The organism is Rhizobium sp. BK399 (assembly GCF_014194695.1).
In the GTDB taxonomy this organism is placed as follows: Bacteria; Pseudomonadota; Alphaproteobacteria; order Rhizobiales; family Rhizobiaceae; genus Rhizobium.
The window spans coordinates 164,849-188,566 of sequence record NZ_JACIAH010000007.1; the positions used below are offsets into that span (position 1 = coordinate 164,849).

Sequence of the window (23,718 nt, forward strand, 5' to 3'; positions counted from 1 at the left end):
CGCGTCCTAACGGCCGCCGCTGACGTTGAGTATGGCGCCCGTTATATAGGAAGCCGTCGGCGAGAGAAGGTAGAGGGCCGCATCGGCGATCTCCTCTGCCGTACCGGGCCTCTGCATCGGAATGCTCGGCGCGAGATCTCGTGCGCGGTTCGGCAGGCCGCCGGATGCATGAATGTCGGTATCGATGACGCCGGGGCGGATGGCGTTCACGCGCACGCCCTCGTTTGCCACTTCTCGCGACAGGCCGATGGTGAAGGTATCGATCGCGGCCTTCGATGCGGCGTAGTCGACATACTGCGAGGCCGAGCCCAGAACTGCTGCCATCGACGAGATGTTGACGATCGCCCCGCCCTTGCCGCCATGCCTCGACGACATGCGGCGGACGGCTTCGGCAGCGCAGAGGATCGAGCCGGTCACGTTGACGCGCATCATCCGTTCAAGTCGCTCGACGCTCATCTCGTCGACGCGCTGCTGGGCATCGACGATGCCGGCATTGTTGACCAGTCCATCCAGCCGCCCGAAGTGCTTGTCGACAGTCTGGAACATCGAAACGATATCCTGCGCGCTGCCGACATCGCCCTTGATCGCGATGGCATCGCCACCCTCTGCCTTGACATCAGAGACGATAGCGTCGGCGGCAGCGCGGTTCGCGGCGTAGTTGACGGCGACGTTCCAGCCCTGGCGGGCAGCGAGGCGGCTGACGGCCGCACCGATGCCTCGGCTGCCACCGGTAACGAGAAGAACCGGTCGTTCTGTCATTTCGCGCACTCCTTGAATGCCAGGACATCCCACGGCGCAACCGTCGCCTTGCCGTTGCCCCATATCTGCGATTGGCGGATCGCCGGGCCGACACCCGGCAGAAAGACGTTCTCAGCGGCGGCTGCGGCTTCGGGCTGCAAATTATCGATCTCGCCCTTGGCGTTTACGCTATAGACCGCGCCCCGCCAGATCGTACAGGCGTCCAGATCCGCGCCGGTCACGTCACCGCCGGGGCATTTGAACATCAGGATACCGACGGCGCGTTCCGGATCGTTGAATGGCATGACATAGCCGTCCAGCTCGATCGACGTCTTGAGGACCTTGAGCGTGAACCGATTGCTGGCAGCCGCCGCGTCCGAATTTATTGGCGTAAAGCGAAGCTCGTAGGCGCCATCCCGGTCGGCATAGACCGCACTCGCCTGCCGGCAGCCAGGAGCAGCCACAGCCATCACGGGTGACAGCAGCAAAAGCGCGAACAAGGCTCCCACCCCGCCTTTAGCAAGGGGAGGCTTCATGATCATACGCCTTGTGGAGATTGCCAGCGACATTACGCGCCCCGCTGAGGTGGAAAGGGCCGCTCACGCGGCCCAGTCGAATGCTTAGAGATCGAGAACCAGACGCTCCGGATCTTCCAGGCTTTCCTTGACTCGAACGAGGAAGGTCACGGCTTCCTTGCCGTCGACGATGCGGTGATCGTAGGAGAGCGCGAGATACATCATCGGACGGATGACGATCTGGCCGCCGACGACAACCGGACGGTCCTGAATCTTGTGCATGCCGAGGATACCGGACTGCGGCGCGTTCAGGATCGGCGAGGACATCAGCGAGCCGTAGACGCCGCCATTGGTGATCGTGAAGGTGCCGCCCTGCATGTCGGCCATCGACAGCGAGCCGTCGCGGGCAGCCTTTGCCAGACGCGCCAGTTCCTTTTCGACCTCAGCGATCGACATCTGGTCGGCGTCGCGGATGACTGGGACGACGAGGCCCTTATCGGTGCCGACGGCCATGCCGATGTGGCAGAAGTTCTTGTAGATGATGTCGGTGCCGTCAATCTCGGCGTTGACGGCCGGCAGCTCCTTCAGCGCGTGCGTGATGGCCTTGGTGAAGAAGCCCATGAAGCCGAGCTTCACGCCGTGCTTCTTTTCGAAGACGTCCTTGTACTTGGCGCGCAGGTCCATGACCGCCTTCATGTCCACCTCGTTGTAGGTGGTGAGCATGGCGGCGGTGTTCTGCGCGTCCTTCAGGCGCTTGGCGATCGTCTGGCGCAGGCGCGTCATCTTCACGCGCTCTTCGCGAGCCGCATCCTCGACCGTCGACGGGCCACGAGCGGCAGCCGGAACGGCAGGTGCTGCAGCGGCTGCCGGAGCGGAGATGCCCTTGGCAACAGCGGCGATCACATCACCCTTCAGAACCTGCCCGCGCTTGCCTGATCCATCGATCTGATCTGCCGACAGGTTGTTCTCGGCGAGCATCTTGGCGGCAGCCGGGGCCGGCGGCATCGCAGAAGCAGCTGCTGCCGGAGCAGCGGCGGCTGCAACAGCCGGTTCGGCTACCTTTGCCGGAGTTGCGGCGGGAGCAGGAGCCTGGGCGGCGGCAGCGCCGGCGCCCGCGGCGATCTGGCCGAGCAGTGCGCCGAGACCGACGGTTTCGCCAGCCTGGGCAACGATTTCGGACAGCGTGCCCGAAGCCGGAGCCGGTACTTCGATGGTCACCTTGTCGGTTTCAAGCTCGAGAATCGGCTCGTCGGCCTTGATGGCGTCGCCAACCTTCTTGAACCAGGTGCCGACGGTTGCCTCGCTGACGGATTCACCGAGAGTTGGAACGCGGATTTCTGTGGCCATTGTTCAAATCCTGATTTGCTTGTGTTCGTTTATTCGTTTCCGGCAGCGAATGGCCGGAGAATGATCGAGGGCATTGGCAATATGTCGAAGCGAAACCCGTAACCGGACTGGATGATCGGATCGGCGTCGGCCATTGCCTGCGCTGCCTGCTGATCCTCCACCGAGACCACTGCCATGCCCCAGCCCCCTTCACCCTCGAAGACGGGACCGACGGCGATCGCCGATCCCTCTTCTGCGTTCTGGTGCCAGTAGGCGGCATGGCGTTTCATCGCGGCCATTTCCTCCCCGGTCGCGTCATGCGGGAAACGAGGGCGAGGCGGCACAAGTCTGAGGAAGAAATATGCCATTGCCCCGATCCCTTAGCCGCCCAACGCATCCTCGAGGAATGCGGCGAGCTGCGACAGATGCTTGGACATCAGACCCGTTGCCGGCGACGCGGCGGCCGGACGGCCGGTGTAGCGGACGCGCTGGTACTTCGCATCGATGTGGGCGAGCACCCACTCCAGATACGGGTCGATGAACGACCATGCGCCCATGTTCTTCGGCTCTTCCTGGCACCAGACCATCTCAGCGTTCCGGAAGCGGGAAAGCTCGTTGATGAGCGCCTTTGCCGGGAACGGATAAAGCTGTTCGACGCGCAGCAGATAGATGTCGTCGATGCCGCGCTTTTCGCGCTCTTCCAGAAGGTCGTAATAGACCTTGCCGGTGCACATGACGACACGACGGATCTTCGCATCCTTCTGCAGCTTGATCGGGCCGTCCTTGATCACCTCGGCATCGTCCCAGAGCAGGCGATGGAAGGAGGACTCTCCGGCCAGTTCCGCGAGCGTCGACACAGCCCGCTTGTGACGCAGAAGCGACTTCGGTGTCATCAGGACGAGCGGCTTGCGGAAGTCGCGCTTCAACTGTCGGCGCAGGATGTGGAAGTAGTTCGCCGGCGTCGTAACGTTGGCGACCTGCATGTTGTCCTCAGCGCAGAGCTGCAGGAAGCGTTCGAGGCGGGCCGAGGAGTGCTCCGGACCCTGACCTTCGTAGCCATGCGGCAGCAGGCAGACGAGACCGGACATGCGCAGCCACTTGCGTTCGCCGGACGAGACGAACTGGTCGAACACGACCTGCGCACCGTTGGCGAAATCGCCGAACTGGGCTTCCCAGAGCGTCAGCGCATTCGGGCGAGCCAGCGAGTAACCATACTCGAAGCCGAGGACCGCTTCTTCCGAAAGCATCGAGTTGATGACTTCATAGCGAGCCTGGTTGGGCGACAGATTGGCCAGCGGAATGTAGCGCTCTTCGGTTTCCTGATCGTAGAGAACCGAATGACGCTGCGAGAAGGTGCCGCGTTCGCAATCCTGGCCGGAGAGGCGGATCTTGTGGCCTTCGACAACAAGCGAACCGAAAGCAAGTGCTTCCGCCATCGCCCAGTCGAGGTTCTCGCCCGTCTGGATCATGTTGGCGCGGTTTTCCATGAAGCGCTGGATCGTTCGATGCGCCCGGAAGCCTTCCGGAATCTCCGAAAGCTTGCGGCCGATGTCCTTGAGCGTCTTCATCGGCACGGCGGTCTTGCCGCGGCGCTGTTCGTCCGCATTGTCGGCAGTACGCAGCCCCGACCACTCGCCGTCCAGCCAGTCGGCCTTGTTCGGCTTGTAGCTCTGGCCGGCGTCGAATTCCTGCTCGAGATGCGCGCGCCAGTCAGCCTTCATCTTCTCGACTTCGCCGTCGGTCAGAAGACCTTCGGCGACAAGCCGATCCGCATAGATCTGCAGGACCGTCTTGTGAGCGCGGATGACCTTGTACATCTTCGGCTGCGTGAAGGACGGCTCATCGCCTTCGTTGTGGCCGTAGCGGCGGTAGCAGAACATGTCGATGACGACGGGCTTGTGGAACTTCATACGAAATTCCATGGCGATCTTGGCAGCATAGACGACCGCCTCCGGATCGTCACCGTTCACGTGGAAGATCGGCGCCTCGATCATCTTGGCGACGTCCGACGGATAGGGCGACGAACGTGAGAAGGCCGGATTGGTGGTGAAGCCGATCTGGTTGTTGATGATGACGTGCATCGTGCCGGCAACGCGGTGACCACGCAGGCCGGACAGGCCGAGGATTTCGGCAATGACGCCCTGGCCGGCAAAGGCCGCGTCGCCGTGGATTAAGAGCGGCAGAACCTTGGCGCGCTCCGACAGCGGAATGGTATCCCCGTCCCAGACAGTGGCGCCCATATCCTGCTTGGCGCGAGCCTTGCCCATGACTACAGGGTCAACGATTTCAAGGTGCGACGGGTTGGCCGTCAGCGAGACGTGGATCTTGTTGCCATCAAACTCCCGGTCAGAGGACGCGCCGAGGTGGTACTTGACGTCGCCCGAGCCTTCGACTTCGTCAGGCGCGTAGGAGCCGCCTTTGAACTCGTGGAAAATGGCGCGGTGCGGCTTGCCCATGACCTGGGAGAGCACGTTAAGGCGACCGCGGTGGGCCATGCCGAACACGGCCTCGCGAAGGCCGAGATGGCCGCCGCGCTTCAGGATCTGCTCGAGCGCCGGGACGAGTGATTCTCCGCCATCGAGACCAAAACGCTTGGTGCCCTTGAACTTCACGTCGAGGAACTGCTCGTAGCCTTCGGCTTCGATGATCTTGGACAGGATCGCCTTCTTGCCTTCTGCGGTGAAAGCGACGCCCTTGTCCGGACCTTCGATGCGCTCCTGGATCCAGGCTTTTTCTTCCGGGTTGGAGATGTGCATGAATTCGACGCCGAGGGTCGAGCAGTAGGTGCGCTCGAGGATCTCGATCATCTCGGGAAGGGTGGCGTATTCGAGGCCGAGAACGTTGTCGATGAAGATCTTGCGGGAATAGTCAGCCGGGGTGAAGCCGTAAGCTTCGGGCGACAGTTCCTTATAGTCTTCGACCGGTGCCGCAATCCCCAGCGGATCGAGCTTGGCATGCAGGTGGCCGCGCATGCGATAGGCGCGGATCATCATGATGGCGCGGACGGAATCGCGCGTTGCCTGCAGGATGTCGGCACCATCGGTTGGCTTGCCGGCGGCTTCCGCCTTGCCCTTGACCTTGGTTTCGATGATCTTTTCGACTGTGCCCCAATCGCCATCGAGCGCAGAAACAAGGTCGCTCTTCGGCTGCAGGGGCCAGTTCGTCTTGCGCCAGGACGCACCCTTGGCCGCCTTCTTCACATCTTCCGGATTGTCTTCCAGTGCCTTGAAAAAGGACTGCCATTCCTCGTTGACCGAGCTCGGGTCTTCTTCATAGCGCGCATAGAGCTGCTCGATATACGCAGCATTGGCGCCATCCAGGAACGAGGTGATCTGAAACTGCTCGTTGGCTTCTTGCCGTGCCATGGTTACACGCGGACGCTTTCGTCCGCCTCCTGACTTGTGATTCCGCCGGATACTCGACCGGCTTGCCGCATTTGTCGTTAGCCGCCTGTCCGCGGCTCATTCATTCGAAGTCGAGGCCCGGGCAGACGCTAAGCCTGCCCGGGATATAGATCGGATCAGCCCTTGAGGACTTCAACCAGCGTCTTGCCGAGGCGAGCTGGCGACGGCGAAACGCGGATGCCAGCCGATTCCATGGCCGCGATCTTCGATTCCGCGTCACCCTTGCCGCCGGAGACGACAGCGCCGGCGTGGCCCATGGTGCGGCCCTTCGGAGCGGTACGGCCGGCGATGAAGCCTGCCATCGGCTTCTTGCGGCCCTTCTTGGCTTCGTCGATCAGGAACTGGGCTGCGTCTTCTTCAGCCGAGCCGCCGATTTCGCCGATCATGATGATCGACGTCGTGGCTTCGTCGGCCAGGAACATTTCCAGCACGTCGATGAACTCGGTGCCCTTGACCGGGTCGCCGCCGATGCCGACAGCCGTCGTCTGTCCGAGGCCTTCATTGGAGGTCTGGAACACGGCTTCGTAGGTCAGCGTGCCGGAGCGCGAGACAATACCAACCGAACCCTTGCGGAAGATCGAGCCCGGCATGATGCCGATCTTGCATTCTTCCGGCGTCAGGATGCCCGGGCAGTTCGGCCCGAGCAAGCGCGACTTCGACTTGTCGAGCTTGGCCTTGACGCGCACCATGTCCATGACCGGGATGCCTTCGGTGATGCAGGTGATGAACGGAACTTCGGCCTCGATCGCCTCGATGATCGCATCGGCGGCGCCTGCCGGCGGAACGTAGATCACAGTCGCATCGGCGCCCGTCCGTTCCTTGGCTTCGGCAACGCTTGCAAAGATCGGCAGCACCGTGCCGTCGACGCCCGACGACCAGGTTTCGCCACCCTTCTTCGGGTGAATACCGCCGACCATCTTGGTGCCGTAATAGGCAAGCGCCTGTTCGGTGTGGAAGGTGCCGGTCTTGCCGGTCAGGCCCTGAACGAGAACCTTGGTGTCTCTGTTGACGAGAATAGACATTCTTTCGGTCCTTCCGGATTAGGCCTTGATCGCCGCGACGATCTTCTTCGCCGCGTCGTCGAGATCGTCGGCAGCCGTAATCGCCAGACCCGACTCGTTGAGGATTTTCTTGCCGAGTTCGACGTTGGTACCTTCGAGGCGAACGACGAGCGGAACCTTCAGACCGACTTCCTGCACAGCTGCGACAACGCCTTCGGCGATGACGTCGCAACGCATGATGCCGCCGAAGATGTTGACGAGGATGCCCTCGACCTTCGGGTCAGCGGTGATGATCTTGAAGGCAGCCGCGACCTTCTCCTTGCCAGCGCCACCGCCGACGTCACAGAAGTTTGCCGGCTCCTTGCCGTAGAGCTTGATGATGTCCATCGTCGCCATGGCAAGGCCTGCGCCGTTGACCATGCAGCCGATGTTGCCGTCGAGAGCCACGTAGGCGAGATCCCACTTCGAGGCCTCGATTTCCTTGGCGTCTTCCTCGGTCTCGTCGCGCAGCGCCTTGACGTCGTCATGGCGGAACAGCGCATTGCCGTCGAACGACATCTTCGCATCGAGAACGCGCAGGTGGCCGTCCTTCATGACGATCAGCGGGTTAACCTCGAGGAGCGCCATGTCCTTTTCGCCGAACGCCTTGTAGAGCGCCGGGAACAGCGACTTGGCATCTTCGGCGGCAGCGCCGGTCAGTTCGAGAGCCTTGGAGATCGCGGTAACGTCGGCCGCCGTGACACCAGCCTCCGGATCGATGGCGATCGTGTGGATCTTCTCAGGCGTGTCGTGGGCGACGGCTTCGATGTCCATGCCGCCTTCGGTCGAAACCACGAAGGCAACGCGGCCAACCGAGCGATCGACCAGCAGCGAGCAGTACAGTTCGCGAGCAATGTCGGCGCCGTCTTCGATGTAGAGGCGGTTGACCTGCTTGCCGGCTTCGCCCGTCTGCGCAGTGACCAGCGTGTTTCCGAGCATCTCCTTGGCGTGAGCGACGACTTCATCGATCGACTTGGCGAGACGAACGCCGCCCTTGGCGTCGGGGCCGAGTTCCTTGAACTTGCCCTTGCCGCGGCCGCCGGCGTGGATCTGGCTCTTGACGACATAGAGCGGACCCGGCAGCGACTTGGCAGCAGCTTCGGCTTCCTCGACCTTGAGGATCGGCACACCCTTGGCGACCGGCGCGCCATAGCCCTTCAAGAGAGCCTTGGCCTGGTATTCATGAATATTCATGGATCTGTTCCTGTTTGGATTGCGTCGGCGCGCAACTGATTACTTCAGCGCAGGCGCGATGTTGATGCAGGCTTCGCACAGGCCGGCGACAGCACCGACGGACTTGTCGAACGCTTCCTTCTCGGCCTTATTGAGATCGATCTCGATGATGCGCTCGACGCCACCGGCACCGATGACGGTGGGCACACCGACATACATGTCCTTAACGCCGTACTGGCCGGTCAGCTGTGCTGCGCAGGGCAGGACGCGCTTCTTATCCTTGAGGTAGGATTCAGCCATCTCGATCGCCGAAGCGGCCGGCGCGTAGTAGGCAGAGCCGGTCTTCAGCAGGCCGACGATTTCGGCGCCGCCATCACGGGTGCGCTGGATGATCTCTTCCAGGCGCTCCTTGGTGACCCAACCCATGGTAACGAGGTCGGTGAGCGGAATGCCGGCAACGGTGGAGTAGCGAGCGAGCGGCACCATCGTGTCGCCGTGGCCACCGAGAACGAATGCGGTGACGTCCTGTACTGAAACGTTGAATTCCTTCGAGAGGAACAGTCGGAAGCGTGAGCTATCGAGAACGCCGGCCATGCCAACGACCTTGTTGGCCGGCAGGCCGGAGAACTTCTGCAGCGCCCAGACCATGGCGTCGAGCGGGTTGGTGATGCAGATCACGAACGCGTTCGGGGCATACTTCTTGATGCCGGCGCCGACCTGTTCCATGACCTTGAGATTGATGCCGAGCAGATCGTCGCGGCTCATGCCCGGCTTGCGGGCGACGCCGGCGGTGACGATGCAGACGTCGGCGCCTTCGATCGCGGAGTACTCGCTGGCGCCGGTGAGGTTGGCGTCAAAGCCTTCGACCGGCGAGGACTGAGCAATGTCGAGGCCCTTACCCTGAGGAATACCATCGGCGATGTCGAAGAGAACGATGTCACCCAGTTCCTTCAGGCCGGCGAGATGCGCCAGCGTGCCACCAATCATGCCAGAACCAATGAGTGCGATCTTGTTACGCGCCATTTCGCTGTTTCCTTTGCGATCAAAATTCGTCAGGCGACGCGCGGAGGGGGCATCGCCCAATGCCGCAATCGCATAGCCCCAAAGCCAAAAAATGGCAAATGATTATTTTTGAGCGAGGAATTTCAATCGTTTAGATCATAAAATTCTTACGTAAACGTAAGACAATTTGTCACCAAAACATTACTCGGCGGCCCGCCGTTCGTGGTGCAATGCGAGATACTCGGCGCTGCGCATTTCGAAAAGGCGCGACACGGTACGATCGAATTCGAAGCCCTCGGTACCACGCGCTTGTGTCAACAAATTTTCAGGCATCGCTGCTGCGGACACATAGAGCCGCACGGCATGATCGTAAAGCGTATCGATCAGGATAATGAAGCGTTTGGTCTGGTTGCGCTTCTCGGGACCTAGCAGCGGCACGTGATCCAAGAAGATGGCGTCGAAGCGTTCGGCAATGGCCAGGAAATCGGCTGGGCCCAACGGCTTCTCGCAGAGATCGGCGAAGGTGAAGCGCGCCATTCGGTCGACGGCACGTGGCACGTGGATCGATCGTCCCTTCATGGGAATTTCCAATGGCTGCGCCTTGCGGCCATGAAGCGCCTGCATCCAGGACGCATCCATCGCCATGTCCGTCCGGTCATCGATTGGCGTCAGGTAGACAGGTTGGCTATCGAGTTTCTCCATCCGGTAGTCGGTCGGAGAGTCCAACGTCACGATTTCGACGTTCTGCTTGAGAAGATCGACGAAGGGCAGGAACAGGCTTCGATTGAGGCCGTCCTTGTAGAGGTTATCGGGCTCGACATTCGAGGTCGCGACCAGCAGGCACCCGCGCCGGAAGAGTTCGGAAAAAAGCCGCGATAGGATCATCGCGTCAGCAATATCCGTCACCGTGAACTCGTCGAAGCAAAGCAATTCGGCCTCATCATAAAGAGCTGCCGCGACGACCGGGATGGGGTCGGCCTGCTTGGTCTCGCCTTGCTTGAGCTTCAGCCGGTGCGCTGCGATGCGATTGTGCACATCGGTCATGAACTCATGGAAATGCGCGCGCCGCTTCTTCGCGCAGGGTGCCATCGCGAAGAACATATCCATCAGCATCGTCTTGCCGCGGCCGACGCTGCCGTGAATGTATAGGCCCTTGACCGCCTCCGACGACTTCTTCTTGTTGGCGAACAGCCAGCCGAGAGCGCTTCCCTTTGCCGCCGGCCGCCGCTGCTTCAATCCCGACAGCACTCGATCCAGGCATTTCGCCACATGCATCTGGGCTGAATCGATTTGAAGCGCGCCCGAAGCCGTCAGCGACTTCAATTGTTCGCTGACGCTCAGGCTGTAGTCTGGCATGGGTTGCATAAAGGTCCGCCTATGGAGGATCGGCGGCCTTCGCCGCCCAATCTTTTAACGGCTGAGGCTGATCGGCTGTCCGGTATTGGTCTGGCCGCTGAAGGCATTGTCGGCTGTCTTGTAGACGCTGCCGATCTGGTTGCCGCTGCGGTCCTTCAGGAGAACCTGCTTGCCCGAGACTTCCCAGGAACCCATCGCCGTCAACTCGCCGACGCAACCGCGCGTACCGCCGCGCGAGCCGCTGCCGAGATTGGTGAGCGTCAGGAACATGTCGCAGGAGCCGTTGACGCGCCAGCTGCCGACCATCGATTCCTTGGTGACATCCATTGCATTCGCCGCCATCACGCCCGGCTGACCGCCAGCGACAGGTGCCGAGGTCGTCGGAGCAGCAGGGAACTGCGAAGAGCCGGAAGGCGGAGGAAGCTGCCCACCCTGAACCGACGGAACCGGCTGCGCCGTCAGTGGCGCCGGGGCGGAATAGCTCGCATCATTGTAAGCGGTGCGCTGGCAGCCAGCTAGCGACAGAATAACCACGAGACCTGTCGCCACATGTCTGAACTGCATCATGATACTCCCGATTTTTCCAGTATTGTCCTGAAATTGCCGCGCAATCACGGCGGAATTATCTTGAAAGGCTGTATTGAATCAAGCCAGCGCGAGGAGAAATTGTGTCGATGTGGGAGCAACGCCGCAACTCCGAGACAAATTTGGCGCAATCTCGAACAAAGCAACGCTCCGTGATCGCAGAGAGAAAAGGGCCGCATCGGGCCCTATGCTGAATTGATCAAACGCGGCGCTCGACCATCATCTTCTTGATTTCGGCGATCGCCTTTGCCGGGTTAAGACCCTTCGGGCAGGTCTGCGCACAATTCATGATTGTGTGGCAGCGATAGAGGCGGAAGGGATCCTCGAGGTTGTCCAGGCGTTCGCCGGTCGCCTCGTCGCGGGAATCGATCAGCCAGCGATAGGCCTGCAGCAGGACAGCTGGACCGAGATAGCGATCGCCGTTCCACCAGTAGCTCGGACAGGAGGTCGAGCAGCAGGCGCAGAGGATGCACTCGTAGAGGCCATCGAGCTTCTGGCGATCTTCGTGGCTTTGCTTCCATTCCTTGGCAGGCGTCGGCGAAACCGTCTTCAGCCACGGCTCGATCGAGCGATGCTGGGCATAGAAGTTGGTGAGATCAGGGACAAGATCCTTAACGACAGGTAGGTGAGGCAGCGGATAGATCTTCACCGAGCCTTTGATCTCGTCCCGGCCCTTCGTACAAGCAAGGGTATTGGTGCCGTCGATGTTCATCGCACAGGAACCGCAGATGCCCTCGCGACAGGAGCGACGCAACGTCAGCGTCGGGTCGATGTTGTTCTTGATGTAGAGGAGACCGTCGAGCACCATCGGGCCGCAATTATCGACATCGATATAGAAGGTGTCGATCGACGGGTTCTGGCCATCGTCGGGGCTCCAACGGTAGACGCGGAATTCGCGGGTATTCTTGGCGCCAGCCGGCTTTGGCCACACCTTGCCTTCGCGCATCTGGGAGTTCTTGGGAAGAGCGAGTTCAACCATGTCCAGTTCCTCTTAGTACACGCGAGCCTTGGGCGCGATCTTCTGGGGATCGATGCCCTCTGCGATGAGCTCGGTGTGAACCGGGCGGTAGTCGAGCTTGACGTCGCCTGCCTCGTTGACCCAGGCGAGCGTATGCTTGCGCCAGTTGACGTCGTCGCGGCCGGCGAATGCGCCTTCCGTGTAGTCTTCGCGGGCGTGAGAACCGCGGCTCTCTTTGCGTGCTTCGGCGCCGTAGATCGTGGTGATGGCATTGGCCATCAGGTTCTGCAGCTCGAGTGTTTCGACAAGGTCGGAGTTCCAGATCATCGAACGGTCGGTGACCTTGATGTCACGCATTTCCTGCCAGATGGCGGAGATGCGCTTGCAGCCTGACTCCAGCGATTCCTGCGTACGGAACACGGCAGCGTCCTCCTGCATGGCGCGCTGCATCTTTTCGCGCAGCACCGCCGTCGGCGTACCGCCGCTGGCATTGCGCAGGCCATCGAAGCGATCCATGATCTTGTCACAGGCGGCGACATTCAGATGCGGCACCGGTGCTGCACGGTCGATCACCTCTCCAGCGCGGATCGCGGCAGCGCGGCCGAAGACCACGAGGTCGATCAGCGAATTGGAACCGAGGCGATTGGCGCCGTGCACCGAGGCGCAACCGGCCTCGCCGACCGCCATCAGGCCCGGAATGATCCGCTCAGGATTGGAACTGTCGGCGTTGAGCACTTCGCCCCAATAATTCGTCGGAATACCGCCCATGTTGTAGTGAACGGTCGGCAGAACCGGGATCGGCTCGCGCGTCACGTCGACACCGGCGAAGATCTTGGCGCTCTCGGAAATACCCGGCAGGCGCTCGTGCAGAACGGCCGGATCGAGGTGGTCGAGATGCAGGAATATGTGGTCCTTGTTCTTGCCGACGCCGCGACCTTCACGGATCTCGAGCGTCATGCAGCGCGAAACGACGTCGCGCGAGGCAAGGTCCTTGGCCGAAGGAGCATAGCGTTCCATGAAGCGCTCGCCCTCGGAGTTGACGAGGTAACCGCCCTCGCCGCGTGCGCCTTCGGTGATCAGACAGCCCGAACCGTAGATGCCGGTCGGGTGGAACTGAACGAATTCCATGTCCTGCAAAGGCAGGCCGGCGCGTGCCGCCATGCCGCCGCCGTCGCCGGTGCAGGTGTGCGCCGAGGTCGCCGAGAAATAGGCGCGGCCGTAGCCGCCGGTCGCCAGCACCACCATCTTGGCGGCGAAGCGATGGATCGTGCCGTCATCGAGGCACCAGGCGACGACGCCGGTGCAGCGGCTGCCGTCATCCGACATGATCAGGTCGAGCGCGAAATACTCGATGAAGAATTCGGCGTTGTTGCGCAGCGACTGGCCATAGAGCGTGTGCAGGATGGCGTGGCCGGTACGGTCGGCCACGGCGCAGGTGCGCTGTACCGGCGGGCCTTCGCCGTAGTTCTGCATGTGGCCACCGAACGGCCGCTGATAGATTTTACCTTCTTCGTTACGCGAGAAGGGAACGCCGTAGTGTTCGAGCTCATAGACCGCCTTCGGCGCTTCCATGGTCAGATACTGCATGGCATCGACGTCGCCGAGCCAGTCAGAACCCTTGACGGTGTCATAGAGGTGCCATTGCCAGCTGTCGGGCGTCATGTTGCGCAGAGAAGCGGCGATACCGCCCTGCGCGGCGACCGTGTGCGAGCGGGTCGGGAATACCTTGGTGATGCAGGCCGTGCGGAAACCCTGTTCGGCCATCCCAAGCGTGGCGCGAAGACCGGCGCCGCCGGCGCCGACGACGATCACGTCATATGAGTGATCGACGTATTTGTAGGCCTTCCCATTCTGAGCGGGTGAAGTCGGTGCCATGATACGGTTATCCTACGAATGCAATTTTCAGAATGGCGAAGAGACAGAGCCCCGCCATCAGGATCGAAAAGAAGGTATTCAGCATCAGTAGGCCGATCTTGGCAAACTCGCCGTGAACGTAGTCCTCGATGATGACCTGCATGCCGAGCCGCATGTGAATGATGCCGGACACGACCATCAAACCCATGATGACTGCGACAAGCGGGTTCGACAGGGCGTGAACCACGTCGGAATAAGGCTCGCCCGCGTGGACGATCATGAAAATGATGAAGAAGAGAAAAAGGGGCACATTGGCAACCGCAGTGACGCGCTGGCGCCAGAAATGATCGGTTCCTTCCTTGGCCGAGCCAAGGCCGCGAACCTTACCCAGGGGGGTGCGCATATCCATGAGAACAACCTTCAGAAGCGAATAAGGAAGCCGATCACCCAGACCAGCACGGTCAGACAGAGCGATATGACGATTGAGGCCTGGGCCATCCTGGTCGAGACTTCCTTGTCGAAGCCGTAACCGAGATCCCAGACGAAGTGACGGAAACCGCCGACCATATGGTGCAAGAGAGCCCAGGTATAGCCGAGCAACACGAGCTTGCCGACGATGCTGCCGAGGATCCAGTTGACCCAGTCATAGTAGGCTTGACCGGTCGCAGCCGCGATCAGCCACCAGGCGACCAGCAGCGTCCCGACGTAAAGAGCGCCACCGGTAATGCGGTGAACGATCGACATGACCATGGTGGGGATTGGTTTGTAAATTTGCAAATGCGGCGACAGGGGCCGGTTATTTGTCACATTCGCCATCAGAACCTCGCGGCGTCTTCTCTGCGCTCCCGACATCAGGGAGCATTCAAGGCGATCACACGAAGGACAAATTTGTTTGTGTGCGTCGCATCAATGGCGACGTTTAATCACGTAAGCCCCTAACGACAAGTATAATTGCAACCCCAATTTAATTTAATCGATTTGCGTCTCTGGGTGGCGCGAACTGCGCTTGACGGCCGGCCTGGCTCCCGACGCAAGCGGCATGTCGGGGTGTCTTCTGGACAATTAGCTGCTTTTGGCGCATTTTGCGGTTAACGCTTTGTTAACAGTTCCATTTTGGAGATCCGCGCGATGCTGAAGCTTGCCTCCGTGCTCGTTTCCCTTGCCGCTGCCGCTTTGATCGCAATGCCGACCTCCGCCGGCGACTTCGGCCACAATTCGTTCTCTCGCCACGGTGGCAAGGTTTTCATTGGGCATCGTACTCCCATGATCCTCGGCCGGCCGTTTCGTGGCTTGAACCATGGGCGCCCACATTTCGCCGATGGATACGGCCGGTTCGGCTATGGCCACGGTCGCACGCCTTTGATCAAGCGCGCCTCGTTTCCTTATCGCGGCTACAACGGCTTTGGCGGCGGTTACGGCGGTTATGGTGGACGCAATGTAATCGTCGTCGTTGCGCCACAGAGCGGCGGAAGCGTAGGCGGCACCTATGCGGGATCGTCCTACGTCTACGACAGCGACGGCGGAACTTACGCGGTCGGCAGCAGCTATGGCTTTCCGGTGCCAGTCCAAACCACCGGTCTGGCGCCAATGGCCAAGGTCATCAGCGTGACGGCAAAGAGCAGCGCTTGCTCCTACGAGGCAGGTGTTTGTGTGATCAGGCCGTGAACCGCCAAACAGTTGTTTTCTTCACCTCGCTGTCCTCAAGTGCCCGCGTAACCGGGACTTGATAGGCTGCGCAGAATTCCAGGCGCTCCCTGGGAAGGTAGGCGCGGCCCGGATCGCCGACGAAGACCGTGATGCCCTGGCGACTGAGCGTCTCGAACCACGGAACGATCGCCGTGGCAAAATCGCTGTCGTAGAAGACATCGCCAGCGAGCAGAATATCCGCTTCGACGTGGCTGCCGATCAGATCGGCATCGCTGAAATCGACCTCGACCTTGTTCAGCCCGGTGTTGAGCCGCACAGCGGTTTTCGTCCAGGGATCAATGTCGGCGGCAACGACTTTGGCCGCTCCGGCCATTTTTGCCGCGATCGCGACAAGGCCGGAGCCCGTGGCGAAATCGACAACGCGCTTGCCGGCAACAGTATCAGGATGGTCGAGTATGTACCGCGCCAGTCCCTGACCGCCCGCCCAGGCAAACGCCCAGAACGGCGGCGGCAGACCGATCTCCGCGAGTTCCTCTTCCGTCTTGAGCCACAAGTCATGTGCCTCAGCCGCCAGATGCAGCCGAATCTCCGGCACATGCGGCGGCGCCATCACGCCGGTATTGGCGCGGATGAAGATTTCGGGATCAGTCTTCAATGGTCGCTCAACGCGGCGGATTGTCGAGCCCGCCCAAGCGGCAGATCTCCAGATACTCCTCGTCCGTGACCGGCTGGACCGAAAGTCGCATGGAGGTGACGAGCGACATCTTGGCGAACTTCTCGTTGGCCTTGATGTCCTTCAGCGAGACCGGCTTGGGGATGTCGCAGACGGCGCGAATATCGACGCAGTCCCAGCGGTCATCGCCCTTGGCGGTCGAGTCAGGGTGAGACAGTGCGCAGACCTCGACGATACCGACGATCTCGAGGCCCTCGTTGGAGTGATAGAAGAAGCCCTTGTCCCCCAACTGCATCGCCCGCATGTTGTTGCGCGCGAGATAGTTCCGGACACCGGTCCATTCGGTGCCCTTCTCGCCGGCAGCCTTTTGCTGCTCCCACGACCAGGAAGCGGGTTCGGATTTGTAAAGCCAATGCGCCACGCTCATGCCTCCGGATTGTTGAAGACCCAGTTGAAGGGCTTGATATCGACGCTCTCAAAGAGACCGGCCTTGGTGTAGGGATCGCTGTCGGCCAGCGCCTTAGCTGCTTCGATCGTATCGGCATGAATGATCACGAGGCTGCCGCAGGGCTTGCCTTCGGCGTCCAGAAACGGGCCGGCCATCTTCAGCACACCCTCGGCATTGAGCTTGTTGAGGTGTTCCACGTGGGCGGGTCTCGCCTCCATGCGAACGTTGAGATGATCGGGTTTATCCTTGCAGAGGAGAGCAAAAAGCATATCGGAACTCCTATTCAGTCGTTATCGGACGCGTCATGAGCTGATCGATGGCCTCGGGGATGCCGAGCTTGCCTTCGATGATGGCGGACACGGCATCGGTAATTGGCATGCTGACACCAAGAGACTGTGCCAGGCGCGATGCCACGGCGGCGGCAAACGCACCCTCGACAAGTTCGCCATGGGAGGGATCGACCGTCTCGCCGCGACCGAGCGCGATCCCGAAGCGCAGGTTGCGCGACTGATGGCTGGTCGCCGTCAAGACCAGATCACCAAGGCCGGAGAGGCCAGGCACAGTATCCGCCTGCCCGCCTTTGGCGACGACAAACCGCGACATCTCGGCAAGCCCGCGGGCAATTAGCGCCGCGCGCGCAGAGTCGCCGATCCCTGCGCCCTCCACGATCCCGCAGGCGATCGCCAGGACATTCTTCAGTGCGCCGCCAAGCTGGACGCCGATCCGATCAGACGAGGCATAGAGCCGGAACGTCCGCCCGGAAATGGCGTGGGCCAGCCTTTCGGCAACGTCTATATCCGCTGCGGCGATCGCCATCGCCGTTGGCAGTCCCTTGGCAATGTCGGCAGCAAAGCCAGGCCCCGACAGCACGGCCACGGGGTGACCCGGAATTTCGCGCTCCAGCATGTCAGTCAAGAGGTTGCCTGTCGCCCTCTCGATGCCCTTCGCGCAGGTCACCACGATGGCATTGCTTGCAAGATAGGGTCGGTACTGCCTCGCCGCATCCGCCTGTGCCTGCGACGGCATCGCGAAGAGCACGATCTCAGCATCAGAAATTGCATCCGGTTCGGCGGAAAAGCCGAGCGCCTCCGGCAAGGCAATGCCCGGCAAGGCCGCGTCATGCCGGTGCTCGGCCTTCAGGTCGGCGATCAACTCAGGATCGCGGCCGACCAGCGTGACTGCATTGCGCTCCGTCAGGGCAATCACTGCGGCAAGCGCCGTTCCAAAGGCGCCAGCGCCGACGACAGCAATCTTTTCGCTCATGCTTTCGCTCCACGCTTGCCGAAGCCAAGCAATGTCTCGGCGTTTGAATCCAGCGGCCAGCGCGACCGCGGCTGCACATCGAGATCATCCGGCTCGACGCCCGTTGCCATGCGCTCCAGACCTGCCCAGGCAATCATCACAGCGTTATCCGTACACAAATGCAGCGGCGGCGCGACGAAACGAAAGCCATGCTTGTCGCAAAGCGACTGCAAGGTACTGCGAACCTCCAGATTGGCCGCAACCCCACCGGCAACCACAAGGGCCGGTCGACCGTCGACATTTGGGAATTCGGCCTTGAAGCGCTCGAGCCCACGGCCAATGCGATCCTTCAGCGTGCCCGAGATTGCCTTCTGGAACGAGGCGCAGATATCCGCGACATCCTGCTCCGTCAACGGCGCGATTTCGCTCGCCGCCTGACGCACAGCCGTCTTCAGGCCGGAGAACGAGAAATTGAGCTTTGTCTCTCCAACTAGCGGTCGCGGAAAGTTGAACCGATCGGGGTTACCGCTCTTGGCGGCGCGCTCGACCGCGGGTCCGCCGGGATACGGCAGACTCAGCAACTTCGCCGTCTTGTCGAAGGCCTCGCCAAGCGCGTCGTCGATCGTCGTACCCCAGCGTTCATATTGTCCGACGCCGCGCACGAGAATAAGCTGCGTATGGCCGCCGGACACGAGCAGCATCAGATAGGGAAATGCAAGCCCGTCCGTCAGCCGCGCCGTCAATGCATGCCCTTCGAGGTGATTGACCGCATAGAGCGGTTTCCCGGACGCCTTGGCGATCGCTTTGCCGGTCATGAGCCCGACGAGCAGACCACCGATCAGCCCAGGCCCCGAGGTTGCCGCGATGGCATCGATATCGGAGAGTGACACATTGGCGCGTTTCAAGGCCTCGTCGATCAGCGTATCGAGGGCCTCGACATGGGCGCGCGCGGCGATCTCGGGCACCACGCCGCCGTAAGCGCTATGCTCTTCGAGCTGGCTCAAGACAACGTCAGAGCGCACTGTCGGCTGCCCGTCGATAGCACGCTCGACCACTGCTGCGGCGGTTTCGTCGCAGCTTGTTTCGATGCCGAGGATGCGTAGAAAGGGCGCCATGAAACCTGATCGTTGATTGCGATGGGTCTTAAACCCGTTTACGAGGAACTCCGGTAACAACGGATCAATGCGGATGCAAACAAAACCTTTCCGGATCGGCACCCGAGGTAGCCCGCTGGCGCTCGCCCAGGCTCACGAAGCGCGTGACAGGCTGATGGCAGCGCATGGGCTTCCCGCAGAGATGTTCGAAATCGTCGTTCTCAGCACCAAGGGCGATCGCATCACCGACCGCTCGCTGGCCGAGATCGGCGGCAAGGGGCTTTTCACCGAAGAACTGGAACAGCAGCTTGCAAGCGGCGATCTCGACATTGCCGTGCATTCCGCCAAGGACATGCCGACACGACTTCCGGAGGGGCTCTGTCTTTCCGCCTACCTGCCACGCGAGGATGTCCGCGACGCGGTGATCGGGCGCACGGCGCCGAAGCTGATCGATCTGCCACATGGCGCAACCGTTGGCTCTTCGTCGCTCCGCCGCCAGGCGCTGATCCGCAGAATGCGGCCCGACATCAACGTCATTACCTTTCGCGGCCTTGTCGATACGCGACTGAGAAAGTTGCAGGAAGGCCAGGTCGACGCCACGCTACTTGCGCTCGCCGGCTTGAAGCGTCTCGGCAAGGTCGACGTGATAACCGATATTCTTTCGGCGGATACCTTTCCGCCCGCACCGGCACAGGGGGCGATCTGCATCGAAAGCCGCATTAGCGATGCCCGCGTCGACGACCTGCTTGTACCCATCAATGATGCCGCGACCTTCGACGCGGTTTCCTGTGAAAGGGCTTTTCTCGCCGCTTTGGATGGCTCCTGCCGCACGCCAATCGGCGGCTATGCCATTTGCGAAGGCGACCAGGTTCGCTTTTCCGGGCTGATCATCACGCCTGACGGTCGCAATCAGCACGCTGTCAGCGTCGACGGCCACAGGCGCGACGCGGCCGCCCTTGGCACCCGTGCCGGGCAGGAAATCCGCGCACGCGCCGGCAGCAGCTTCTTCGACGACTGGAGTTGACGCTTCGATGCGCGTGCTCGTGACCCGTCCTCAGCATTCGGGCGAGCGCACCGCCAAGCGTCTTCGCGAGTTGGGGCACGAGCCCATACTGCTGCCACTGTCGCGACCGGTTCACGACGCCAGTGCGGCGCTGCGCGGCTTAACCACGACCAAGGGCAGCATAGCGATCACCAGTGCCGAAGCGATCAGGGCGCTTACATCGCATGCAGCCGAACTTGCCATCCATCGTGCGCGCCCCGTCTTTGCGGTCGGCGATGCAACGGCCGAAGAAGCGCGGAAGATCGGCTTTACCTCCATCACCGCATCAGGCGGCAGCGGCACCGACCTTGCCGAGACAATCGCGAAACAGGCAGGCGGCGCTGTCGTCTATCTCGCCGGCTCGCCAAGAGCAGCGACCTTCGAGAAGCGTGCGCAGGAAATGGGTCTGCAGATCGTCGTTGTGGAATGTTACCGGATGGAGCCGATCGAGCCCTCACCTCAAACGTTGGAAACGATCCTCATCGATCAACGGCCCGACGCGGTGCTCCTTTATTCACGCCAAACGGCTGAAAATTTCTTCCATGTGGCCGCGGCACTGATGCAGGACGGCAGCACGGATGGAATGCGCTTTCTTTGCCTCAGCAAGTCCGTCGCGGAGGTGATCCCTGCGCCGCTGCAGAGTGCGGTCAGCATTGCGGAGATGCCGGAAGAGCGCAGCCTTTTGTCGCTCCTTTGAACGCAAGCGCGCCCAAATTTTATCAAACCTCTTTCCTTGAATAGCATCACTGACTAGTTTCGTTGCAATGCATCAGTAAGAGGATCTCATGGCACCAGGAAATCCGCCTCGCCACTCGAAGAACACCGAAGAGCCGGTCACCATCGATCTGGACGCGCAGGAATTTGCTTCTGCCAAGGATGCCGAAACGAAAGCCGATAAGCCGTCCGAAGCGCCCGATACGAACGCTGCGGACGAGCCTCCAGCACAGCCCGACCTGACCAGCGAGCCGTTGCCCGAAGAAACGCTGGTGGCCGCTGCCGAACCCTCACCAGAGCCGCACGAGCCAAGCAATCCCGTTCCGCCAGCACCGCCCGCCGCCCCACCGCACAGCGGTACGTCGGGCCTGATCGCAGCCGGGATCGTCGGCGGCCTGATTGCGCTTGTTGGCGCAGGCGCCATTCAGTATGCCGGCTACCTGCCAAGCTCATCGGCGCCTGCGACACCATCGGCTGACGTCGCCAACTTCTCCGCCGAGATCGACGGCCTTAAGCAATCAGTCGCCAATCTCGCCGCCGCTCCGCCCACCTCCGACACCGGTGCGCTGGAACAACGTATCGCGGCATTGGAGGCGACGACCAAGAACCCGCCCGCTGCGGCCGACACGACTGCGGTCGATGCTCTCAATCAGAAGATTGCAGATTTGACCGGCCAGGTCGATCAACTGCGTGGCGCCGTCACTCAAGCGTCGGAGCAGAAATCCTCCGACAGCGCGGATATTGAGCAACGCCTTGCCGAGGCGGAAAAGAAGCTCAATGAGCCACGGCAGGATGTCGCCGTCGCCCGGGCGATCGCCGCCGCCGCGCTGAAGGCAGCAATTGATCGCGGCGGTCCGTTCGTCGCCGAACTCGACACCTTTGCAGGGGTTTCCCCCGATGATCCGGCGACCGCGGATCTGCGCAAATTTGCGGAGACCGGCGTTCCCTCGCGTGCCGAGTTGGTCCGCCAGGTGCCGGATGTCGCAACAGCAATCGTTGATTCCGTCAATCAGACCGATGCCAACCAGAGTTGGTCCGACCGGTTGATGGCGGGCGCCAAGTCGCTTGTAAAGGTCCGGCCTGTCGGCAACGTCGATGGCGAAAGCGTCGAAGCGATCGCCGCACGCATGGAAGACAAAGTGAAAAACGGCGACCTGCAGGGCGCCGCATCGGAATGGGCCGCCTTGCCGGCTGAGGCCAAACAGGCCTCCGCCGCATTCCAGCAATCCCTGGAAGCCCGCATCCGCGTCGAGGATCTCGTGGGCAGCGCAGTGTCCAAGGCTGTTTCCAACGCTGGCAAGGAGGGCTGAGGCATGATCAGGCTCGTCGTATTCGCCCTCCTCGTTCTGGCGCTTGGCTATGGATTTTCGTGGCTGGCCGATCGCCCGGGCGATCTTTCGCTGATTTGGGAAGGCCAGCTCTACCAAACCCGGCTCATCGTCGCTGCGAGCGCCCTGATCGCGCTCATTGCGGTCGTGATGATCGTATGGTGGCTGCTGCGAACAATCTGGACGTCGCCCTATTCCGTCACCCGCTATTTTCGCGCCCGCAAGCGCGATCGCGGCTATCAGGCGCTGTCGACTGGCTTAATTGCAGCAGGCGCGGGCAACGCGCTGATGGCTCGCAAAATGGCCGCCCGCTCCCGCGGTTTGATCCGCGCCGATCAGGAGCCGCTGATCGCACTTCTCGAGGCGCAGGCCGCGTTGATCGAGGGCCGCCACGACGAAGCGCGTGCCAAGTTCGAGGAAATGACAAACGATCCCGAGACTCGCGAACTCGGGTTGCGTGGGCTGTATCTCGAAGCCAAGCGCCTCGGCGCCAACGAAGCGGCCCGGCAGTATGCCGAAAAGGCTGCCGACAACGCGCCCTATCTGCCATGGGCCGCCCAGGCAACGCTCGAGTATCGCAGCCAGGCCGGGCGCTGGGATGATGCGATGCGGTTGCTGGAGCAGCAAAAGGCAGGTCGCGTCATCGAAAAGGCCGAGGCTGACAGGCTTCGCGCCGTTCTGTTGACCGCTCGCGCCACCGAGAAACTCGAGAACGATCCGGCGGGCGCGCGCGACGACGCTACGCATGCCCTCAAGCTTTCGGCCGACTTCGAGCCTGCCGCAATTATCGCCGCGAAAGCCCTGTTCCGTGAAGACAAGCTGCGCAAGGCGGCCTCCATCCTCGAACAGGCATGGAAGTCGAACCCGCATCCGGACATCGGCGGCACCTATGTGCGTGCGCGCAGCGGCGATTCTGCTGCCGACCGCCTCAAGCGCGCCGAGCGCCTGGAAGCAATGCGGCCAAACAACGTCGAATCTCTGCTCCTGGTCGCTCAGGCCGCTCTCGACACTCAGGATTTTGCCAAGGCCCGCGCCAAGGCGGAGGCCGCCGCCCGCATCGAGCCACGCGAAGCCGTTTTCCTGCTGCTTGCCGACATCGAGGAGGCCGAAACCGGCGATCAAGGTCGTATTCGCCACTGGCTTGCCCAAGCCCTGAAGGCTCCGCGCGATCCGGCATGGGTGGCGGACGGTTTCGTTTCCGACAAATGGTTGCCGCTCTCGCCAGTCAGCGGTCGATTGGACGCTTTTGTCTGGAAAGCGCCGTTCGACCACGTGGACAAGGCAGTTGACGAAAGCACAACGATCTCGATCGACAGCGCTCTGAAAACGCTCCCCCCCGTGCGCGAAGCCCGTTCTGAAAACCTGGCAAGCGATCATCGCATCATCGAACTCGAGCGGGCTGCAACGATCGCCGAGGCGGCGCGACCGTCTCCGAAGCAGCCGGGAACAAGCAAACAGCCGACTGACGCAGCACCTTCACCCGAACCGCGCCCCTTCTTTGGCGGCCTGCCGGACGATCCCGGCGTTCGCAATCCAGCAGCGGAACCAGAACCCAAGACACGGCTCCGCCTTTTCTAAT

General features: G+C 61.5%; 24 protein-coding genes. 5 read left to right on the forward strand and 19 right to left on the reverse strand.

Features of this window, described 5'->3' with window-relative positions; translation table 11 throughout:
- Positions 1–6: 6 nt before the first annotated feature.
- From FHT97_RS16755 to sdhC, 14 genes are all read right to left on the reverse strand, one after another.
- The gene (locus FHT97_RS16755; protein ID WP_183863699.1) at positions 7–759 is read right to left on the reverse strand and encodes an SDR family oxidoreductase; all 753 of its coding nucleotides are present in this window, start codon (positions 757–759) and stop codon (positions 7–9) included.
- Positions 756–1,208: a hypothetical protein gene (locus FHT97_RS16760; protein ID WP_246712659.1), complete on the reverse strand. Its 453-nt coding sequence runs from the start codon at positions 1,206–1,208 to the stop codon at positions 756–758. The genes FHT97_RS16755 and FHT97_RS16760 overlap by 4 nt, the downstream gene beginning before the upstream one ends.
- A gap of 150 nt (positions 1,209–1,358) precedes the next feature.
- Positions 1,359–2,600: a 2-oxoglutarate dehydrogenase complex dihydrolipoyllysine-residue succinyltransferase gene (gene odhB / locus FHT97_RS16765; protein WP_183863701.1), complete on the reverse strand. Its 1,242-nt coding sequence runs from the start codon at positions 2,598–2,600 to the stop codon at positions 1,359–1,361.
- Between the two features lie 29 nt (positions 2,601–2,629).
- Complete coding sequence (locus tag FHT97_RS16770) at positions 2,630–2,947, reverse strand: YciI family protein (protein ID WP_183755189.1); 318 nt, start codon at positions 2,945–2,947, stop codon at positions 2,630–2,632.
- Between the two features lie 12 nt (positions 2,948–2,959).
- Positions 2,960–5,944, reverse strand: a complete 2,985-nt coding sequence (locus FHT97_RS16775) for a 2-oxoglutarate dehydrogenase E1 component (RefSeq protein ID WP_183863702.1) — start codon at positions 5,942–5,944, stop codon at positions 2,960–2,962.
- A 155-nt stretch (positions 5,945–6,099) separates the two neighbouring features.
- Positions 6,100–7,005: a succinate--CoA ligase subunit alpha gene (sucD, locus tag FHT97_RS16780; RefSeq protein ID WP_183863703.1), complete on the reverse strand. Its 906-nt coding sequence runs from the start codon at positions 7,003–7,005 to the stop codon at positions 6,100–6,102.
- A gap of 18 nt (positions 7,006–7,023) precedes the next feature.
- Positions 7,024–8,217: an ADP-forming succinate--CoA ligase subunit beta gene (sucC, locus tag FHT97_RS16785; protein WP_183863704.1), complete on the reverse strand. Its 1,194-nt coding sequence runs from the start codon at positions 8,215–8,217 to the stop codon at positions 7,024–7,026.
- 39 nt (positions 8,218–8,256) lie between these two features.
- Positions 8,257–9,219, reverse strand: a complete 963-nt coding sequence (mdh, locus tag FHT97_RS16790) for a malate dehydrogenase (RefSeq protein WP_183863705.1) — start codon at positions 9,217–9,219, stop codon at positions 8,257–8,259.
- A gap of 180 nt (positions 9,220–9,399) precedes the next feature.
- Complete coding sequence (gene zapE, locus FHT97_RS16795; protein ID WP_183863706.1) at positions 9,400–10,563, reverse strand: cell division protein ZapE; 1,164 nt, start codon at positions 10,561–10,563, stop codon at positions 9,400–9,402.
- A 45-nt stretch (positions 10,564–10,608) separates the two neighbouring features.
- On the reverse strand, positions 10,609–11,118 hold the full coding sequence (locus FHT97_RS16800) for a protease inhibitor Inh/omp19 family protein (RefSeq protein WP_183863824.1): 510 nt from the start codon (positions 11,116–11,118) through the stop codon (positions 10,609–10,611).
- A 220-nt stretch (positions 11,119–11,338) separates the two neighbouring features.
- Complete coding sequence (locus FHT97_RS16805) at positions 11,339–12,118, reverse strand: succinate dehydrogenase iron-sulfur subunit (RefSeq protein WP_183863707.1); 780 nt, start codon at positions 12,116–12,118, stop codon at positions 11,339–11,341.
- A 12-nt stretch (positions 12,119–12,130) separates the two neighbouring features.
- Positions 12,131–13,972, reverse strand: a complete 1,842-nt coding sequence (gene sdhA / locus FHT97_RS16810) for a succinate dehydrogenase flavoprotein subunit (RefSeq protein WP_183863708.1) — start codon at positions 13,970–13,972, stop codon at positions 12,131–12,133.
- A 7-nt stretch (positions 13,973–13,979) separates the two neighbouring features.
- Positions 13,980–14,360 (reverse strand): succinate dehydrogenase, hydrophobic membrane anchor protein, encoded by a 381-nt coding sequence (sdhD, locus tag FHT97_RS16815; protein WP_183755182.1) that lies wholly within the window; start codon positions 14,358–14,360, stop codon positions 13,980–13,982.
- An 11-nt stretch (positions 14,361–14,371) separates the two neighbouring features.
- Positions 14,372–14,767, reverse strand: coding sequence for a succinate dehydrogenase, cytochrome b556 subunit (gene sdhC / locus FHT97_RS16820; protein ID WP_183755181.1), 396 nt, complete (start codon positions 14,765–14,767; stop codon positions 14,372–14,374).
- A gap of 312 nt (positions 14,768–15,079) precedes the next feature.
- Here sdhC and FHT97_RS16825 point away from each other — a divergent pair, with 312 nt between their 5' ends.
- Positions 15,080–15,616, forward strand: coding sequence for a hypothetical protein (locus tag FHT97_RS16825; protein ID WP_183863709.1), 537 nt, complete (start codon positions 15,080–15,082; stop codon positions 15,614–15,616).
- Here FHT97_RS16825 and FHT97_RS16830 read toward each other — a convergent pair.
- From FHT97_RS16830 to tsaD, 5 genes are read right to left on the reverse strand one after another with little or no spacing between them, the layout of a single operon-like run.
- Positions 15,606–16,253: a methyltransferase gene (locus tag FHT97_RS16830; RefSeq protein WP_183863710.1), complete on the reverse strand. Its 648-nt coding sequence runs from the start codon at positions 16,251–16,253 to the stop codon at positions 15,606–15,608. The genes FHT97_RS16825 and FHT97_RS16830 overlap by 11 nt on opposite strands.
- Before the next feature lie 7 nt (positions 16,254–16,260).
- Positions 16,261–16,692, reverse strand: coding sequence for an EVE domain-containing protein (locus FHT97_RS16835; RefSeq protein WP_007794193.1), 432 nt, complete (start codon positions 16,690–16,692; stop codon positions 16,261–16,263).
- 2 nt (positions 16,693–16,694) lie between these two features.
- On the reverse strand, positions 16,695–16,988 hold the full coding sequence (locus tag FHT97_RS16840) for a YciI-like protein (protein WP_114714021.1): 294 nt from the start codon (positions 16,986–16,988) through the stop codon (positions 16,695–16,697).
- A 10-nt stretch (positions 16,989–16,998) separates the two neighbouring features.
- Complete coding sequence (locus FHT97_RS16845) at positions 16,999–17,982, reverse strand: NAD(P)H-dependent glycerol-3-phosphate dehydrogenase (RefSeq protein ID WP_183863711.1); 984 nt, start codon at positions 17,980–17,982, stop codon at positions 16,999–17,001.
- Positions 17,979–19,076 (reverse strand): tRNA (adenosine(37)-N6)-threonylcarbamoyltransferase complex transferase subunit TsaD, encoded by a 1,098-nt coding sequence (tsaD, locus tag FHT97_RS16850; protein WP_183863712.1) that lies wholly within the window; start codon positions 19,074–19,076, stop codon positions 17,979–17,981. The genes FHT97_RS16845 and tsaD overlap by 4 nt, the downstream gene beginning before the upstream one ends.
- Before the next feature lie 73 nt (positions 19,077–19,149).
- On the opposite strand from tsaD, the gene hemC reads away from it, so the two are divergent.
- From hemC to FHT97_RS16870, 4 genes are all read left to right on the forward strand, one after another.
- Entirely contained in the window at positions 19,150–20,079 is a 930-nt protein-coding gene (gene hemC, locus FHT97_RS16855) for a hydroxymethylbilane synthase (protein ID WP_183863713.1), read from the forward strand.
- A 7-nt stretch (positions 20,080–20,086) separates the two neighbouring features.
- A complete protein-coding gene (locus FHT97_RS16860; RefSeq protein ID WP_183863714.1) occupies positions 20,087–20,794 on the forward strand; it encodes a uroporphyrinogen-III synthase in 708 nt (235 codons plus the stop codon).
- Positions 20,795–20,882: 88 nt separating this feature from the next.
- On the forward strand, positions 20,883–22,121 hold the full coding sequence (locus FHT97_RS16865) for a COG4223 family protein (protein ID WP_183863715.1): 1,239 nt from the start codon (positions 20,883–20,885) through the stop codon (positions 22,119–22,121).
- Positions 22,122–22,124: 3 nt separating this feature from the next.
- Complete coding sequence (locus FHT97_RS16870; RefSeq protein WP_183863716.1) at positions 22,125–23,717, forward strand: heme biosynthesis protein HemY; 1,593 nt, start codon at positions 22,125–22,127, stop codon at positions 23,715–23,717.
- Position 23,718: the final 1 nt, after the last annotated feature.